The organism is Paludisphaera sp. (assembly GCF_037189885.1).
Taxonomy (GTDB): Bacteria; Planctomycetota; Planctomycetia; order Isosphaerales; family Isosphaeraceae; genus Paludisphaera.
This window is the reverse complement of sequence record NZ_JBBCIR010000013.1, coordinates 196,565-214,286: the sequence shown is the minus strand read 5'-3', so window position 1 is coordinate 214,286 and position 17,722 is coordinate 196,565. Positions and strand designations below refer to the sequence as shown.

The following is a 17,722-nucleotide window of genomic DNA, read 5'->3' as shown; positions in this document are numbered from 1 at the left end:
TCGTCCCCCTCATCTGACCGCTTCGCGGTCTGTCTTCCCCCGCGAGGGGGGAAGACGGTTCCTCTCCCGCCCCGCGTCCGCGAGGCTCCCCATGCGCGTGACGATCGTCACCGAGACGTTCCCGCCGCAGGTCAACGGGGTCTCGCGCACGCTCGGCGAGTTGGCCCGCCGCCTCCGCGAGCGCGGCGACGCCGTCCAGGTCATTCATCCCGACTACGGCGGCCCGCCCCGTCATCCCGACGATCGGACCGTGCGGGCCATCCGCATCCCGTTCTACCGGGAGTTGCGGCTCCCGCTCCCCCCCTTCGGCCGGGTCCATCGCGAGGTCGACGCCTTCCGGCCCGACCTGATCCACGTCGCCACCGAGGCGTTCCTGGGCTTCAGCCTCCTGCGATATGCCGCCCGGCGGTCAATCCCCGTCGTCGCCAGCTTCCACACCAACTTCGCCCAGTACAGCGCCCACTACGGGCTCGGCTGGGCTCGCCCGATAGTCGGCCGCTACCTGCGGTGGTTCCACGATCGCGCCCACGAGACCTACGTCCCCTCGCGGTCGACCATCGCCCAGCTCGAGGCGTCGGGCTTCCGGCGACTGGCCCTCTGGCCGCGAGGCGTCGACGCCTCGACCTTCCGCCCCGATCGCCCCGGCCGCGCGGCGATCCGCGAGGCGCTCGGGTGGGATGCCGAGGACGTCGCCATCGTCCACGTCGGCCGGATCGCGCCGGAGAAGAACGTCGGCTACCTCGCCGATGCCCTGGCGATCGTCGCGGAGCGCCGGCCCAACGTCCGAATCCTGCTCGTCGGCGACGGCCCGTCGCGCGGCGAGCTTGAGGCGAAGTTGACGGGCCTGGCGAGCTTCGCCGGCTATCGATCGGGGGACGACCTGGCCGACCACTACGCCGCCGGCGACGTGTTCGCGATTGCCAGCACGACGGAGACCTTTGGCAACGTCGTGCTGGAGGCGATGGCCTCCGGGATGCCCGTCGTCGCCCTCGGCGCCGGGGGGGTGGCCGACACCGTCCGCGACGGCGAGACCGGCGCGCTGCTGGACGAATCGGCCCCGCCCGATCACTTCGCCCGCTGCCTGATCCGCCTGGCCGACGACGCCGACGAGCGTCGTCGCCTGGCCATCGCCGCGCGGGCCTACGCGGAACGCCAGAGCTGGGACGCGATCATGGACGACCTTCGCGATCGCTACGCCCGGGTCATCGCCGAGGCCCGACCTCCGACGCCCCCGGCCCCGACAGGATCCTGAGCGGGCCGGCGGTCCCGGGCCCGTCGAAGTTCTCGAACGCGGCGTACTCCCCCTTCGCCACCCACAGCCCCAGGCCACCGCCGCTTGGCACCAGCCTCGACGGGAGGTAGCCTTCCAGCAGGAAGTCCCGGAGCGCCGGGAATGGGGGATAGCCGACGAAGATCAGTGGCGGCCTCGCGGAGCGCAGGTCGTCCATGATCTCGCCGACGCGCGGCGTGATGAGCGGGTGGGGCCTGTCGGCGAAGTCGCGCAGGAGGTTGTCGACGAACAGGTGCCGGCTGGCGTGGTCGAGCTTGCCGTAGAAGAACAGCGGGCTCTGCCACCCCCAGACGTAAAGCCGCGGGTCGTCGAACACGACGCGGCGCCGGTCCAGCTCCTTGCCCAGCTCGCGGAGGACGACCCACTGGCCCCCCCCCTTGTAGCGGACGGTCAGTTCTTGCGGCGGGCAGAGGAGGTAATCCCGGACCTGGAGGCCCATCGTGCCGAGCGTCGCGGCGACGACCACCGCGAGCCCCGCCAGGTCGGCGACGCGGAACCTGTTCCGTAGACCAACCAGGCAGTCCCCCGCCGTGACCCCGAGCGCGATCGCCGCGCCAGGGGTCGCCAGCAGGTAGTAGTGCGGCCAGTACAGCCCCGGAAGCGCGACCTCCGCCAGGCTCGCGACGATCCAGCCGGCGGCCAGGCGCCGGACCGGGGAAGTCGTCGGGGCGAACGCCAGGTGGATCAGGCAAGGGGCGAGCGCCAGCCACGTCGGCCAGCTCCCGCCGGCCCACCAGACGAGATAATCGGTGTCGCCGAAAGGCCAGGGAAGGACGCCCTTCGGGTCGGCGTTGCCGGTCAGCCAGCGGATCCAGCCGGGGGGCGCGCCGGGCTCGGGGGCCACGTCCGTCGCCATCGCCCGGCCGAACTGGATGATGTCGATATAGGCGTCCCGCCCCGCCCCCTGGAGCCACAGCACGAGCACCGCCGCCGCAAGCACTGCCGCGAACCCGGCGACGAGCCCGACCGCCCCCTTCGCCCCTTCCCTCGACCGCCGCGCCAGCAGCGCGACGCCGAAGACCGCCATCGGGACGACCGCCACCTGCTTCACGAGCGTCGCCGCTCCGAGGGCCGCGCCCGCGGCGATGAACGGCCATGCCCTGCCGCGATCCCACCCGAACACCACGAGCGCCAGCGAGGCGACCGAGAAGGCGTTCATGAAGTGTTCCATGTTCGACCCATTGCCGAACAGGTAGGGGTCGGTCGTCAGGAAGACGGCCAGGAGAGCCGCCAGCCCCCCCGCGAACGGGCCGGCGAACCGCGAGGCCACCCACCAGACGCCGGCGATCGTCGTCAGGACGAACGGGATCGGCAGGAGCCGGATGGCCGTCTCGGTGTAGCCGAGGAGCGCGATGGGCGCGGCGTAGAGCCAGTAGCCCAGCGGCGGCTTGTTCTCCGTCAGATCGCGATACAGGACGTCCCCGGCCAGGATGCGGCGGCCCATGTGGGCGTAGATCGCCTCGTCGCAGTCCAGCGGCTCCGACGGCCCGGAGACGACCGGCCACAGGCGAAGCCCGACCGACGGCCCGAAGGTGTGGGCGCGGTACCAGACGGCGAACGCCAGGACGGCCAGCAGCATCCAGATCGGCTTGCGCATCGCGGGGCGGCCCTAGCGGAGTCGGTACAGGCGGACGGGGTAGAGGCGGACCTCGCGCGGGGAGCGGTACAGCTCCCTCGCCTGGGTCAGCCCCAGCGAGGTCCGCACGCCATCCAGGTACGGCCCCCAGACCTCGGGGTCGACGTGCTCCGGCGGTTCGAACGAGCCCCACAGGACATGAGTCACGCCGTACTGCCGGGCGACCTCGTCGATCCTCGCCGCGCTATAGTTCCGGGGCATCAGGATGGTGGTCCGGCCGGAGGTCAGCCTCATCTCCCAGGGGAACCACGTCATGACGCGGGCGTCCGGCGGGACGGCCTCGGGATGCTCGCGGATCCACTCGCCGGCCGCGCGTAGGCCCGGCCAGTGGAGCTGGAACGACCGGGCGAACCACGAGGCGTCGTAGGCCCACGTCGGATCGGCCCAGACCAGCGCGACGTAGCACGACGCCAGCCAGCCGAAGGCGCGGCGGTCGATGCTCAGCCGGTCCAGCCAGGCCAGCACGCCGGCGGCGGCCGTCGGCGTCATCACCAGGAAGGCCGGCAGGTAGTACCGGCCGAGCTGCTGGACCTGCGTGACGTCGGCGATGCTCTTGATCGTCCCGGCGACGAACGCCGCGAACAGCACGGCCGAGAGCCAGTCCACGTCCCTCCCCGGCTCCCCCCTCCCCGTCCGCAGCCGATAAAGATACCCGGCGACGAACGGCAGGCCGACGATCATCGTGGAGTAGACCGCGATGATCCCCAGCATCTTGGCCTTCACGCGGGCGATCTCGGGCGCGTTCTCGCGGGTGTAGAACTGCTCGGGGGTCGTGTTCCCCTTCTCGTAGTGGTGGACCGTCCACGAGAAGTTGTATTCAAACAAGTTGGTGTAGGCGTAAAACGGCCGGCCGTACTCGCGGTAGGTGGCGTAGGCCCAGGGGAGGATCACGGCGACGAGGACGGCCAGCCAGAGCACGATGACCAGCGGGCGTCGCCTCAGCCGGACCAGGGCGCAGAGCCCCGCCGCGCCCGCCAGCGCCATCCCCGTGTTCCGCGCCAGGATCGCCAGGCCGCCGCAGACGCCGGCGACAACCGCCCAGCCGAGCGCCCCCCGGAGCCTCGCGGCGTTCCAGGCCTCGGCGATCGTCCAGACGGCCAGGATCGACGTCAGCGCGACGAGGCTCTCGCGGAGGATGAACGCCGCGTAGATCGCGTGGACGGGCAGGATTGCCAGCACGCCGATCGACGCCAACGCCACGCGCGGGCCGAACCGCCGCCGGGCCAGCCCGTAGAGCGCCGGGAAGGCCAGCAGGTTGATCAGGAAGCTGGTCCCCTTCGCCACGGCGATCGTCGCGTCGAGGTCCTCGCCGGGGACGACGCCGACCAGCCGATACGCCGCCGCGCGGACGTAGGCGTCCAGCGGCGGCGCCCAGTCGTCGAGCACGCCGCGCCCCTCGCGGATCGGCGGGTAGTCGTTGAAGAAGCTCTCGACGTAGTGCTTGACCGCCCCCTCGCCCCGGTGGACCGACGTGGCCACTTCCAGGTAGTGGCTGCTGTCGCCCGGCACCAGCGGAACGTTGCCGCCGCAGATCGACGCCGCGGCGCGGATCGCGTAGCCGACCCAGACGATCGCCAGCGCCAGCCGCGCCTCGCGCCCCAGCCACCGCGAGGCGATCAGCCCCAGCCCCGCCAGCCCGGCGCCGATCGCCAGGTGCCAGCGGACGAGGACCAGTTGCGACGGCCGACGGACGGCCGCGAGCATCGGGACCTCGTAGAACTGGTGGGCGACGAAGTCGAACGCCGGGTCGATCCAGCCGAACGCGCCATCCGCGAGCGCCCCGGCGACGCCCAGCGCGAGCACGACGACCCCGGCGACGACGCGGCGCCTGGATGAGTCTTCCATTTCCATCAGCGACCGGCCGCCTGGAGCATGGCCTCGCGACGGGCCTTGAACTCGCTGTCGGGCTTCCACTCGGGCCAGGCTTCGCCGTCGGCCACGCGGACGCCCACCTCAAGGAGGAGCCGAACGTCCTCGACCGCGCCGGAGAGATCCCAGTCGGGCTTCACCTCGTCGCTCGGCTTGTGGTAGTCGTTCTTCGTGTACTCCTCCTGCTTCCGCCGGCCGAACTCGGGGTCCTTGCCGATGAACTCGCGGCCCCCGCCGGCGCTCAGGGCCGGGACTCCCTTCTTGGCGAAGGAGAAGTGGTCGGAGCGATAGTAGAACCCCTTCTCCGGCTCGGCGTCGGGCTTGACGACGCGGCCGTGGGCCCCGGCCAGCTCGACCAGCAGGTCGTCCAGGGTCGACTGGCCCATGCCGACGCTGATGACGTCCTTCGTCGGCCCCCAGGTGTTGACGCAATCGATGTTGATGTCGGCGAGAGTCTTCTCCAGCGGATGGAGCGGGTGGCCGGCGTAGTATTTCGACCCCAGCAGCCCCTGCTCCTCGGCGGTGACGAACAGGAACAGGGCCGACCGCTTCGGCGGCGGCGAGAGTTTCGCGAACCCCTCCGCGATCTGGAGCACGGCCCCCACGCCCGAGGCGTTGTCGACCGCCCCGTTGTAGATGCCGTCCCCCTCCGCCGAGGCGTCGCGGCCGAGATGGTCCCAGTGGGCGGTGTAGACGACGTGCTCGTCCTTCAGGGCGGGGTCCGAGCCCTCGACCCGGGCGACGACGTTCCGCGACTGGACCTTGCGCAGCTCGGTCTTCACGGAGAAGCCGGCGCGGGCGTCGAGCGGGACCGGCTGGAACGCGCGGTCGATCGCGGCCTTCTTCAGGGTCGCCAGGTCCTTGCCGCTGGCCGCCATGAGCTTCTCGGCGGTCTCCAGTTCGATCCAGCCCTCGACGGCCGTGCGAGGGGGGGCCCCTTCGGCCGCCGGCTCGTCGATCTCGAAGTTCTCCCCGCTCCAGCTCCCCTGGACGACGCTGAACGGGTAGCCGGCGGGGCCTTCCTCGTGGATCAGGATGACGGCGGCGGCGCCCTTCTCGGCGGCGATCTCGTACTTGTAGGTCCAACGCCCGTAGTACGTCATCGCCTTCCCCTTGAACGTCGCGGGGTCGAGCGCGGCCGGGTCGTTCGGGTCGGGGACGGGGGGGTCGTTGACCAGCATGATCAGGGTCTTGCCGCGGACGTCGACCCCCTTGAAGTCGTCCCACTGGTATTCCGGCGCGACGACGCCGTAGCCGACGAAGACCACGTCGGAATTCTCGACGGCGATCTCGGGGGCGAGCCTTCGCGAGACGCCCACGAAGTTCCTGGGGTACTCCAACGCCACGTCGCCGTTGGGGGCGTGGATGACCCCCTTCACCTCGGTCGCGCGATAGCCGACCAGCGGCACGGCCTGCACATGCGAGCCGTCCGGGTTGCCCGGCTTCAGCCCCATCGCCTTCAGGCGGTCGACGAGGTAGGCGATCGTCTTCTCCTCGCCCGCGGAGCCGGGGGCGCGGCCCTCGAACTCGTCGGAGGCCAGCACCTTGATGTGCTCCAGAATGGCGTCGGCCCGGACCGCCTCCAGGGCGGGCTTGAGGCGATCGTCGCCCCGCGACGGCCACGCCGCCCCCCCCACGACCACCGCCGCCGTCGCGACGACCCTACCGATATGGAATCTCATGCCCCTCGCTCCTCGCCGGACCACCGCCATGGACCCCAAGGACGACCATGATACGCGACGAGGTCGGGCGTGTCTTGGCGCCGGCGCCATGACGCCATGAGGCGCTCCCCGCCCCAGGAGGGGAAACCGCCGGCGGTGCCGGACGACGAGGGGAAGACGAGCGAGCCAGCCGCCGGGACGCGCGACGCGCTTTCGGGCGGGCCTCCGACCCGAAGGAGCGCCCGGGCACGTCGTCCCCCTCGTCGGACTCCCGACGGGGTCCGTCTCCCCCCGCGACGGGGGGAGACCTTTCATGGTCGATCAGCTCGCGCGGCGCCGCCGCGAGGCGAGGAGGCCCAAGCCGGCGATCCCGGCCCCGAGCGCGATCACGCTGGACGGCTCGGGCACGAAGATGATCTGGCCGCGGATCTCCCCGCCCGGGAACTGCGACGTGTGGAAGTTGATGTAGGACAGGCCGGCGAGGATCGCCGGGAGGTTGTCGGTCAGCGTGGTCCCGGCATTCCCCTCGTTCAGGTTCCATACGCTGGAGAACGTCCCCCCCACGCCGCTGGAGAACGGGGTGACCACCAGGTCGCTCGGGTCGTTGTCATTGTCCGGAGCGCCGAAGAAACCCCAACGGACGGGCGCATTCCCGCCGAAGGTCGCGCCGACGTGGATGTGGGCCGCGGTGAGGTTGTCATTCGTGTCCGCGGTCTGAGAGCCGGTGACGTCGATGTCGTAGATGGTGACCGTCATCGTGATCGCGGTGCGGGCCGAATTGAGGACCAGGGTGCCGACGCCGTGGGCCAGGGGGCGAGGGGCCCCGGCCGAGGTCACGGGAGTCCCCTGCGTGGTCTCCTGGTCATGCGTGAGGACCACGTTGGCGATCCGGTCCGCTCGCGCGGCGGCCCCGATCCAGCACAAGGTCAAGCCCACAGCCAGGGCGCGCGCCAGAAGCATCATCTCGGCCTCCCGATGTTTATCACGAGCATCAAATTTACGAATATGGACCGCGCCAAGAGCTTAACCGGCCGCGAGTCGATCCGAAAGCGCCAATCCGACCCAACAAAGATGAATTCTTCAGTCCCATGTGGCGCGTGATGCCATCGCGTCGATCGTCGCGAGTTCGCGCGAACTGGGAGTCGGCGGGCGGTGACGGAGGGGAGCCCGCTCAGCGCGAGGCGTCAGGATGGGCGTCGTCCCGCGCGAAGCTGAAGAAGGCGGGCTCGACGCCCGGGAAGCTCAGGCGGAATCGGGGCGTGTCGCCGAGCCGCCGCCCGGTCCGCTCGTCGATCACGTCCCGCGCCGGGTCGCGGAGTTCGACGTCGACCTCGACCGCGTCGCCGCGCAGGCCCTCAACGCCCCCGCCCCCCTGGGGGCCGGAGACGACCGGGGCGTTCTGGAGGATGAACACGTAATCGCGCCCCCCCTTCCTCCAGGCGATCGTCTCGCAGTCGCGGGGACGGACGCCGTCGACCGTCACGATCACGCGGGGGCGGATGCCGTCGGGGAGGATTTCGGCGAGGAACGCGCGGCGGTGGGCGTCGGTCGCCGCCCCTTCCCGGCGGTACTGGAGATAGCGCTGGGGGGACAGGTTCAGGTAGACCGCCCTGCCCTTGCCAACCTCCCGGACGCGACGCCCGCCCAGACGGCGCTCGGCCACCGCGAAGCCTCTTTCCAGCCGGGAATCCACCGTGGCGAACAGGTCGCGATAACGGTCGTAGCCGTAGGCCGCGTCCTGGTCGGACTCCACCCAGAGCTTGCCGCCGAAGAAGTCGGCCTTCGTCAAGGAGCCGTCGTGATCGACGCCGAACAGGTCGTCGAGCGCCCCACTCGTCCGCCCCTTGCCGTGTTGGTCGAACAGGCCGCACATGAAGTCGGCCACGACGAGCCCGCCGCGACGGCAGAACTCGGCGATCCGCCCGGCCTCGGCGTCCGAGAGCGCGAAGCAGGCCGGCAGGATCAGGACGCGATACTCATCCGGCACCCCTTCGCGGATCACGCGGTCATAGGCCAGGAAGTCGTACGCGACGCCGGAGTCGGCCAGGAGGTATTCCCACGCCTTGCGGACGTTGTGCGACGTGCCCAATCGGTGGTCGTCGTTGCGGTTCACCCAGGTCTTGCCGTGCGCCTGGGCGTCGAGGCACCAGGAGACCTGGATCGACGGATGCGAATAATAGATCGCGACCCCGTCGTGCAGTCGCCGCGCCCCGGCGAGCTTCGGCCCCTGCACGTCCGACAGTTCCCTCAAGGTGGCCTTGTAGGAGTCGAGCCAGGGGCGGGGCGTCTCGCCGTCGAACCAGTTCTCGACCCACCCGATCATCCCCCGGGCGCCCCGGGCGAAGTACGTCCACGACTGCCAGACGTCGTTCGCGACCCCGCGCGCGTCGTCGTGGAAATGGGTCGTGACCATCGGCAGGCCCGGCGGGGCGAGCGACCGCATCACCTCGAACGACGAGCCGATGTCGTAAGACTCGATGAACTGGACCTTGCGCGCGAGCTTGGCGTAGTCGTACCCGCCCCAGGCGTTCGGCGCCTGGCCGCCGACGAACCCGCAAGGCGTCTCCGGGTCGAGCGAATTGGCGTATTCCACCATCTCGCCCAGCAAGTTCGCCCAGTAGGAATCCTGATAGGTCAGCCGATCGAGCAGCGGGGAAAGGTCGACCCCGTCAAGCCGGCCGTCGAGCCCGTCGCGGACGTCGTCATAGGTGACGAAGCGGGCGCGGGCCCCGTCGCCGCGGTAGGCGTCCAGCCAGCGCTGGTAGTCGGCGTCGTCGTCGTGGAGCCGCCATGCGACGGGGACGACGAACGATCCCCAGGAGATCTCATCGTCGAGCGCGTAGGCGACCCGCGTCGGGCTCCGCCCCACCTTGGCGACGTTCTCGCGGATCCGGGCGCGAAGCCGTTCGCGCATGGCGGCGTCGATGGGCCGGGGGCCGTCGCGCCCCTGCCGGATCGCCCTGGGATCGCGCTGGAGGGGTTGGAGCGCAGCGCGGTCGAGGGGTTGGAGGTACAGGTCCCCCTTGCCGGCGGTGTGGTCGTTGTAGAATCGGAGCCCCCAGCGCTCCAGCCAGTCGACCGGGCCTTGGCCGTGGTCGGAGAAGCCGCCCCGGATGCCGTAATTGCGGCAGAACCGCCCGCCGGCTTCGCCGGTCCCGATCGTCCATTGGTAGCGCCAGGGCATGTAAATCCACGAATCCCAACGCCCTTCCAGGAGACCGGGATCCTGGCGGACGGCGCGGAACTCGGGCGCGGACTCGACGTGGCGACGGTAGCGGTCGGGGGCCGGGTCGTCGCCGCCGCGCGCGCCGGCCGTCCACGCCGGCGGTGCGCACGCGCAAGCCAGCAGGAACAGCCGAAGCGTCCGCGTCATCGTCTCGCGCCCCAGGCGATCACCACTCGAACTCGGTCTTCTTCGGGGCGGCTTCGAACAGGCCGTGGACGGTGTGCATGATGTTGTAGGCCGACAGCTCGCAGAGCAAGCGCGTGACGTCCTCGTGCAGGTCGTCGGGGAGCGCGGGCTCGATCTTCTTCATCAGGGCGACGACGCGGTCTTCCTGCGCGGCCAGCTCGTGCTTCTCGATCTTGCCGTCGGCCATGGCGTCCATGAAGCCGCCGAGCTTCTCGGCGTACTCGTGGACCATGGGGGTCTCGGCATCGTCGTCCAGCCAGGGGGTCCGGTGCTTCTTCTTCGACATCGCTCGTCTCCGGGTGCCGTTGCGTTGCGTCGGATGTTCACTCTTCGATGACGCGCCGGATGGCGGCCATGCGCTCCTGGAGCCTGGCGCGTGCGTCCGGCTGCTCCACGCGCTCCCTCCACTCGGGGGGGAGGAACGACTTCGAGGTGCATTCCAGGACCGCCGCCAGCTCCTGCTTCTCCTTCTCCAGCCCCTGCGCCGAGGGGATGAAGTCGCCCAGCGCGGTCGTCAGGTCCTCGGCCGTCGCCTGGTCGCGGCCCTTCGTCAGCGCGAGCCGCTTGGCCGAGAGGACGACGCTCTCGATGTCGGCCCCGCTGAGCCCGCGGTCCGACAGCCCCTCGGGCAGGACGGCGGGGTCGAGGCGGAACTTGTTCTTCCGCGCCATCGCGAGGAACATCTCGCGGACTTCCGCGTCGTTGGGCGGGTTGAACAGCGGGAGGTGGACCTCGGCGCGGCCCTGGCGCTTCAGGTCGATCGGCAGCAGGTCCGGGCGGCTGGTCAGCAGCATCCAGATGAGCTTGCCGCGATAGCGCGTGTCCCCCATCTGCGAGGCGATCATGGAGAAGACGCGGCTGGACGTGCCCGAGTCGCCCGATCCCTCGCGCGTGCCGAGCGCGGCGTCGGCCTCGTCGATCACGACGACCACGGGACCCATCGCGCGCAGGACGCTCAGCAGCCGCTCCAGGTTCCCCTCGGTCTCGCCGACGTACTTCGACCGGAAGTTCCGCAGCTTGACGCAGGGGACGCCGACCGAGCCGGCGAAGCATTCCGCCAGGTAGGTCTTGCCGGTGCCGACCGGGCCGCAGATCAGGTATCCCATCGGCGCGGCGTCGAGCCGGCCCTTCGCCAGCAGCTTGGCGTCGTCGATCAGCCGGGTCTTGACCCCGGTGTTGCCGACGAAGTCGTCCATCGTGTGCGGCGGCTCGACGAACTCCACCAGCCCGCGCGCCTGGGCCTCGATCAGGCCCTTCTTGCGCTTCTTGAGCGCGTCGGCGTCGAGCTTGTCCCCGGACTTCTCGGCGAGGACCAGCATCCGCTCCAGGCTCGTCAGGCTCAGCCCGCTGGTCAGGTCGGCGAGCTGCCCGGCGGTGAAGTCGGTGAGGTTGCCGACGCGATGGTCGCGGGCGTCGAACCATTCGAAGAACGCCCGGCGCTCGGCGACGTCGGGCATCGGCGCGGCCAGCGCGGAGACGTGCGGGCTGCCGACGAGTCGCTCGTTGACCTCGGCGAGCTGGTCGGCCAGCAGGCAGAACGCCATGTTGTTCCGCTTGATGTACGGGTCTTGCGCCCACGAGAGGAGCCGGACCAGCCGCGAGCCCAGCGCCCCGGAGAGCTGCGCCAGCTCGCTCGAAGGGACGAGGAATTGCGCGTGGTCGAAGATGACGGCGAGGCTCAGGCGCTTCGCCGGGTCGGTCTCCATCAGGTTCGACTGGATCAGGCGCTCCAGCAGGTCGAGGACCGCGTCGGGGTCGCGCGGCCAGGCGCGGGGCTCGCCGATCTTGTCGGACAGCTTGGCGATCATCTTCCGCAGGCGGTCGCCGTCGGCCCCCGCGAAGGCGCGGAGGCCGTGACTGGGGTCGAAGCGGAGGACGACGTCCCACGAGCCGAAAAGCTGGGTCGCCAGGTAGTCCGCCACCCCGCCGTAGGCGACGCCCCCGCCGGCGGCCGGCATGCGGACGACGTCGTGGACGTTGCCGTGGAGGATGAACAGGCAGCTCGCGCCGGCGAAGAACTGCTCGGCCAGCTCGCGGGCCCACGGCGGGCCGGCGTCGGCCTCGGGGGCGGGCTTCTCGACGACCGCCGTCGCGGGAGGGGGCGCGGCGGCGGGCGCGGGGGATGCCTTCGGGTCGGTGCTCACGGGTCGTCGCCTCTGGGTGCCGGCTTCGATCAGGGGAGTTCCGGCAGCGGGTCGAGCTGGCGCGTCTTCGCCGGGCCGAGCTGCTTGTCGGCCGGGCCGGCGCCGACGGTCGCGGGCGTGGCCAGGCCGTGCTCCTTCTCGAAGTCCTTCAGCGCGTCCTCGGCCAGGTTCTGCTCGATGGCCATCTCGCGCTTGATGTCCTCCACCCCCTCGCCGGAGAGGTCGGCGGCGACGCGGACCCGGCCGCGGTTGCGGTCGATCTGGTCCTGGATGATGCTTTCGGCCTGGCCGAAGTCGGTGGTCACGTTGAAGTTGAACTGGGTGGCGATCTGCGACAGCTCGGCCTCGGCGCGGCTCATCTTCAGGTCGGCGTCGTACTTGGAGATCTTGTGCTTCACGTCCTCCAGCTTGTGGACGGCGTTCTTGATCTTCAGCAGGTTGTTCTGATACGCCCGCTCGTGGATGTCGAGCTGCTTCTCGTTCTCGGCCAGGTCTTCCTTGGCGCGGCGGAGGTCCAGGGCGAACTTGGCGGCGCCCTCGCGGTCCCCGGCGTTGAGGAACGCCTTGACCTTCGCCTCCAGCGTGGCGACCACCTTCGACTGGTTCTCGACCTGTCGGAGCACCCGCTCCACCAGCGCGCGGTACTGCGCCAGGCCCTCGCGGCCCTCCTTCAGCTGGGCGACGGAGCGGTCGTACTCGAGCTGCATCTCGGCGATCGGGTCGTAGCCCCGGACCGCGTTGGCGAGCTTGTTGAATTGCGCCGCGATGGCGTTCCAGATTTTGCCGAGGATCATGGCGTCACCCGTTCCGGGACAGGAGGTCTCAACTCAACCCGTTGCACATGCCGAGGCGGCGGCGGCGGCGCGTCCGACCGGCCTCCGTCGCCCGGCCCGTCGATTCACCAGGAGCCCTCGGCCGCGTTGCTCTCCCACGAGCCGGAGGCGGCCGGCGGGGCCGGCGGGACCGGCTCGGCCCGCGCGGGGGCCGGCGCGTGCCCGGGTCCAGGCTCGGCGAGCGCCGCGGAGCCCCCCGGCATCGCCCCCCCGGCCCCTACTGCAGCTCCCATGCCGAAGTTCTGGGCGGCGACGGCCCGCCGCCGCTGCTCCGCCTCGGCGTGGATCCGCCGCGAATGGGCCTGCTGCACGGCCCACTCATGGGCCTGGCGCACGTGCTGGAGGGCCGACGCGGCGGCCTGGGCGGCCCGCTCATAATCCTGCGATCGATAGAGCGCCTGGGCCTGGTCCAGCAGGGCCTCGGCGGGCGAGACGTCCATGCCGACGCCCATGGAGAGGAAGGCTCGGCCCTCGCGGATCGTCCGGGCGGCCTCAGCGATCTCCGACTCGGCGTCGCGAGCCAGGCGGACGTCCTCCCGGGCCAGCCGCTCCGACTGCTCCAGGTCGCGACGCGCGTCGCGGACCCGCTCCAGCAACAATGGCCACTCCGCGCCGGCCCGTGCCCCCTCGCCGCCCACGAGTTCCAGCGCCCGCGCCGCCTGCTGGAAGCGCCGATTGGCCGCGGCGCGGTCTTCCGATTGCCCGGCGAGGAGCCCTTCCACGCGCGCCGCGTACCTCCGCGCTTCGTCGTACTCCGAGGTGAGGACGCGATGGACGTCCACGTCCGACTGCGCCTGCGCCCGCGCGATGCCGTATTCCTCCCTCGCCTTCGTGAGCGCCTTCAGGGCCGAGGGCCAGTCCGGCCGCGACCCCGAGGCGGCCCTGGCGGCCTCCTCCCGCGCCCCGGCCGCCGCCTGGAAGCTGGCCCGCGCCTGGCCCCCCACGGCGGCGTCGTTGCGCCGGAAGAAGTCGCGGACCTCGCGATCGAGCCCCGTCAGCTCGTCGACGAGCCGCCTCGCCTGGTCGCGGACCCCCTTCAACGCCGTCAGACGCTCGCCGACCCCGTTCATCAACTGGAAGGCCGCCCGCTGCTCCTGGTTCAAGCGGCCAAGGAGACGGGAGGCCAGCAGGAATTTCTGGGACCGCGCGTCGGCCTCCCGCTCGACCTCGTCGGCCTTGCGGTCGAACGTCTCCAGCAGCGCCCTCGCCTGTGTCATGTGCCCCGCCACGTCCCGCCACGATTCCGGCGCGAAGTCGCGCCGCATTTCGTCCTCGAAGGCCGCGTATTGCTTGACCGCCTCGACGAGCCGGCGCGACTCGCGGCGAGACTCGGGGAGCCCCTTCGCCACGACGTCGCGAGCCCGGACGACCGAGTCGAGCACGCCGCGACCCTGATCGAGCGCCGCGCGGGCCGAGGCCAGGCTCGTCGCCCCCGCGACCGGGTCGCCCTCCTCGAGCGCCGACTGGAGATCGGCCAGGGCCTGGTCGGCCCTCGCGGCGGGGTCGTCGGGGTTGCCGCCGTCCTCGTCCAGCCGCAGGCCGTCGCCCCGGCGTTCGGTAACGTCGCGGCGGAGCTTCGCCAGCCCCGCCTCGACCTCGGCCCCTTCCTCGCGCCGAGCCAGCACGCCCCCCGCGCGGGTGGCGAGGGTTTCCGAGTCGGACGCGGCCTGGTCGAGCATGGCCCTGGCGCCGAGGGGGTCGGAGACGAGGATGGCGTCGGCCTGGCGGGCCTGCTCGGCGATCCGGTCGGCTTCCGGCCGGTAGGGGGCGACCGGCAGGCCGGCGGCGCCCACGGCCTCGATGCGTCGCGCCGTCCGGGCGAGGGACTCCTCGACGGTCGCCGCGGCGGCCCGCGCGTCCTCGTGGGCGGCGTTGAGGCGGTCCATCATCTCGGAGGCCGCGACGGCCCCCGCCTCGACCTCCTCGAAGACCTTGGCGTCGGAGACCAGCTCGCCCCCCGCCTTGACCCCCTTCGCCCCCTTCTCGCCATGGCGCTCGGCGCGGTCGACGACGTCCATCACCTCCAGCCAGCGATCCCACAGCTTCCGCAGCTCGTCCTGAGTCCGCTCGAAGAGGGCCAGCGTGTCGCCGGTCATGGGCTCGACGAAGTCGCCGTCCTCGATCGGCAGCGCCTTGAGCCGGGCCTTCAGCGCGTCCAGCCGGTCCATCATGGCGACGGCCTTCGTCTTGTACTCCTTGAGCCTCGCCCGGAACGCCCCCTGGGCGCGCCTCCTCCCCAGCCAGACCAGGAGCGCCACCATCCCCGCGAGCACGCCCGCCACGGCCACGATCGACCAGGCGACGCTCGTCCCCGTCGTCCCGCTCGCCGGCGTGGCGGGCATCGGCGCGGCGGTGGTGGCGACCTCGCGCGCGGGCTCCGCGCCCGTCGTCTCGAATGACGCGGCGCGGGCCTCGACCCCTTCCAGCAGCGCCACGAGCGCCCCGGGGTAGTCCCCATCCCTCGCGAGCGGGACGAATCGCGGCCGGATGACCTCGCGTTCGACGTAGCCGGACGACAGCCCCGCCCCATCCACCAGGGCGCGCGAAGGCAGCACGGCGACCTGCCGGTCGTCCAGCGCCGCGACCACGATGACCGACGAATCGGCGTCGAACCCCGCTCCCTCCCGCCATGATTCCCGGAGCCGTTCGGCGTAGTCCCGCGCCGCGTGGGGCTCGCCCCCCGCCGTCTTCACGACCGCGACGTAGTACGACCGCGGCGAGTCGGCTTCCAACTCGCGGATGGCTCGCTCGACGGCCTGATACCGGTCGGGCACGTCCACGACGTACAGCCGCGCCCCGGTGAACTCGGGCATGGGCGAAGGGGGAGCCGCCCCGATCAGGGCGATGGAGAGGGCGAGCACCGCCCGGGGAATCGTGGCGATCATCGATCCGACGCTCTCGTTCCGCGAAGACGGCCGGGCGCGCCGAGGCTGGAAGGCCGCGGAGAGTCGCGCGCGGTCGGAACCCCCACCGTGCAGGGTATATGCCGAGACGTCGCGATTCAACGCCCCAGGGCGTCGTCCCGCCCTCCGAGAATATTTTCGAGTTTCCTGAAATCCCGCCGACGTCCCCGCGGATCATGGGCGTGCTCGATGACTGTGCTCCTTGACAATTCGGAAGCAGCCAGATTGAGGGATCACGACCCCCGAGGGGAATCGCCACGATCGGAGGAGGGCACGTCCTAACTCCGTCCCCTCTCCCGCCGGGCGGACGACCCGGCACATTTGGGATGGCATCCGGGCCCGCCGCTCGCCATCGCCGAGCGTCCCTTCTCCCCGCGTGGGCGAAGGTGGCCGAAGGCCGGATGAGGGGGACGTCGCGAAAGTGGCCGGCCGCGCCCCCCTCATCCGCCCCTCCGGGGCACCTTCTCCCACGAGGGGAGAAGGCAGGGGAGTCGCGGCGGCCCCCCGTTTCGCGACCATGCCGGAATCAATGTCGGGTCGTCCGCCCGACGGGCGAGAACACGCGCATCGGGCGAGACACCACATCGATAACGACGAACGAAGCCAACTTGTTTCAGACATAAACCCATTGCCTGGATGGCCTTGTCGACAAAACGCGAAACAAGTCGGCGCGCGAACGAAGCCAACTCGCGGGACCATCGCCCGGGCGGCTCCCCCCCCCCAGCGACCGGCGTGGCGAGCGCTCGATTCGACGGGGATCGCCGACGCGCCGGGGCCTCGCGCGTCGCCTCGGATCAACATCGCGGGGAGCGGCGTGGCTTCCGCGACCCGGGATTAGGGGACCGGGGGAGCAAGTCCTAAGCTCTTCGTCATCACCCGGGGAACTCGCCGGGAGTCATGGCTTCCCACCTTGAAAACCGGAGTCGGTCAACTTGATTTGTTCGATGATGCGAAAGGCCTCCCTCTTCATCCTGCCGTTTTCACTCGCCGCCCCCGCCGTCCGGGCCGATCTCCTCCGGGATTGGAACGTCGTCGTGACGGGCAACGCCTACGTAAGGCACGAGACCGAGGGGCCCGTGCGGGTCGGCGGCGACCTCAACGTCGTGGGGGGCCAGTATGGGATCAAGCCCCGCGCGGGGACGATGGCCGGCAGCGGCGTCGGCCTGATGGTCGGCGGGAACGTCGTCGGGGCGCAGCACGGGGGCGTCAAGCTGGACCAGGGGGCGAACGCCGTGATCGGCGGCGCGTCCACCCCGACGAACGTGTTCGCGAACGGCCCGGCGACCGTCGACGACGCCAGCGTCCGGGGGATCGGGGCGAGCGACGCCGCCCTGCTCCGGACCTACTCCGACGGCTTCAAGGCCCTCGCCCCGACCAACAGCTTCCAGCTCAATGACGTCAACAACAAGGGGCTGTTCGTGGTCGCGGCGAACTCCGTCGGCAACGCGGTGTTCAACGTGCAGGCGGCCGACGTCTTCGGCGACTCCCGCCTGGGCTCGCTGGTGCTGGACCTCAACGGCCGGCAGTTCGCCGACGGCGAGTCGGTCATCATCAACGTGGCGGGCGAGGTGATCTCCTTCCTGGGCGGGCGGAACTTCGACGGGGACTTCAACACTCCCGATCCCGACAGCCCCAACGTCCCCGCCCTTCTCATCCCCGGCAACCCTCATGTGATCTGGAACTTTTATGAAGCGACCGTGATCGACATGCTCCGCGGCAACTTCAAGGGGGCGATGCTGGCCCCCAACGCGATCCTCAAGAACACCAACACCATCGACGGCGGGGTGTTCGTCCGTCAGCTCGGGACTTCCGCGAATCCCTTCGACGGCCAGGACGCGGAGATCCATCCGCCCCTTTACCGCGGCTACGTCCCGACGACCGCCGCGCCGGAACCCTCGTCGATGGCGATGGCCGCGATCGCGCTCGCGGCCGGCGGCCTGTACGCCCGCCGGCGTCGCCGCGACGCCTGACCC

General features: G+C 70.9%; 11 protein-coding genes. 2 read left to right on the top strand and 9 right to left on the bottom strand.

Annotated features, from left to right (window positions below; genetic code table 11):
- Positions 1–91: 91 nt before the first annotated feature.
- Entirely contained in the window at positions 92–1,252 is a 1,161-nt protein-coding gene (locus WG209_RS06130; protein ID WP_337174131.1) for a glycosyltransferase family 1 protein, read from the top strand.
- Here the strand turns inward: WG209_RS06130 and WG209_RS06125 are convergent.
- From WG209_RS06125 to WG209_RS06085, 9 genes are all read right to left on the bottom strand, one after another.
- Positions 1,203–2,888: a glycosyltransferase family 39 protein gene (locus WG209_RS06125; RefSeq protein WP_337174130.1), complete on the bottom strand. Its 1,686-nt coding sequence runs from the start codon at positions 2,886–2,888 to the stop codon at positions 1,203–1,205. The two genes, WG209_RS06130 and WG209_RS06125, sit on opposite strands and share 50 nt — an antisense overlap.
- A 12-nt stretch (positions 2,889–2,900) precedes the next feature.
- The gene (locus WG209_RS06120; protein WP_337174129.1) at positions 2,901–4,778 is read right to left on the bottom strand and encodes a glycosyltransferase family 39 protein; all 1,878 of its coding nucleotides are present in this window, start codon (positions 4,776–4,778) and stop codon (positions 2,901–2,903) included.
- Entirely contained in the window at positions 4,778–6,478 is a 1,701-nt protein-coding gene (locus tag WG209_RS06115) for a M28 family peptidase (RefSeq protein ID WP_337174128.1), read from the bottom strand. Before WG209_RS06115 ends, WG209_RS06120 begins: the two co-directional genes overlap by 1 nt.
- Positions 6,479–6,778: 300 nt before the next feature.
- Positions 6,779–7,420, bottom strand: coding sequence for a CHRD domain-containing protein (locus tag WG209_RS06110; protein ID WP_337174127.1), 642 nt, complete (start codon positions 7,418–7,420; stop codon positions 6,779–6,781).
- A 208-nt stretch (positions 7,421–7,628) separates the two neighbouring features.
- The gene (locus tag WG209_RS06105) at positions 7,629–9,830 is read right to left on the bottom strand and encodes a beta-galactosidase trimerization domain-containing protein (protein WP_337174126.1); all 2,202 of its coding nucleotides are present in this window, start codon (positions 9,828–9,830) and stop codon (positions 7,629–7,631) included.
- Between the two features lie 19 nt (positions 9,831–9,849).
- A complete protein-coding gene (locus tag WG209_RS06100) occupies positions 9,850–10,155 on the bottom strand; it encodes a hypothetical protein (RefSeq protein ID WP_337174125.1) in 306 nt (101 codons plus the stop codon).
- 37 nt (positions 10,156–10,192) lie between these two features.
- Positions 10,193–12,013 carry an AAA family ATPase gene (locus tag WG209_RS06095; RefSeq protein WP_337174124.1) on the bottom strand — a complete coding sequence of 607 codons (1,821 nt, stop codon included), beginning with the start codon at positions 12,011–12,013 and terminating at the stop codon, positions 10,193–10,195.
- 29 nt (positions 12,014–12,042) lie between these two features.
- On the bottom strand, positions 12,043–12,807 hold the full coding sequence (locus WG209_RS06090; protein WP_337174123.1) for a hypothetical protein: 765 nt from the start codon (positions 12,805–12,807) through the stop codon (positions 12,043–12,045).
- A 104-nt stretch (positions 12,808–12,911) separates the two neighbouring features.
- Positions 12,912–15,731: a TPM domain-containing protein gene (locus WG209_RS06085; RefSeq protein ID WP_337174122.1), complete on the bottom strand. Its 2,820-nt coding sequence runs from the start codon at positions 15,729–15,731 to the stop codon at positions 12,912–12,914.
- A gap of 962 nt (positions 15,732–16,693) precedes the next feature.
- Here WG209_RS06085 and WG209_RS06080 point away from each other — a divergent pair.
- Positions 16,694–17,719 carry a collagen-binding domain-containing protein gene (locus tag WG209_RS06080; RefSeq protein ID WP_337174121.1) on the top strand — a complete coding sequence of 342 codons (1,026 nt, stop codon included), beginning with the start codon at positions 16,694–16,696 and terminating at the stop codon, positions 17,717–17,719.
- The last annotated feature ends 3 nt before the right edge of the window (positions 17,720–17,722 follow it).

Bases quoted from the DNA above. Each gene is read 5' to 3' on its own strand.
- WG209_RS06130 (WP_337174131.1), top strand. From the start codon at position 92: ATGCGCGTGACGATCGTCACCGAGACGTTCCCGCCGCAGGTCAACGGG.
- WG209_RS06125 (WP_337174130.1), bottom strand. From the start codon at position 2,888: ATGCGCAAGCCGATCTGGATGCTGCTGGCCGTCCTGGCGTTCGCCGTC.
- WG209_RS06120 (WP_337174129.1), bottom strand. From the start codon at position 4,778: ATGGAAATGGAAGACTCATCCAGGCGCCGCGTCGTCGCCGGGGTCGTC.
- WG209_RS06115 (WP_337174128.1), bottom strand. From the start codon at position 6,478: ATGAGATTCCATATCGGTAGGGTCGTCGCGACGGCGGCGGTGGTCGTG.
- WG209_RS06110 (WP_337174127.1), bottom strand. From the start codon at position 7,420: ATGATGCTTCTGGCGCGCGCCCTGGCTGTGGGCTTGACCTTGTGCTGG.
- WG209_RS06105 (WP_337174126.1), bottom strand. From the start codon at position 9,830: ATGACGCGGACGCTTCGGCTGTTCCTGCTGGCTTGCGCGTGCGCACCG.
- WG209_RS06100 (WP_337174125.1), bottom strand. From the start codon at position 10,155: ATGTCGAAGAAGAAGCACCGGACCCCCTGGCTGGACGACGATGCCGAG.
- WG209_RS06090 (WP_337174123.1), bottom strand. From the start codon at position 12,807: ATGATCCTCGGCAAAATCTGGAACGCCATCGCGGCGCAATTCAACAAG.
- WG209_RS06085 (WP_337174122.1), bottom strand. From the start codon at position 15,731: ATGATCGCCACGATTCCCCGGGCGGTGCTCGCCCTCTCCATCGCCCTG.
- WG209_RS06080 (WP_337174121.1), top strand. From the start codon at position 16,694: ATGATGCGAAAGGCCTCCCTCTTCATCCTGCCGTTTTCACTCGCCGCC.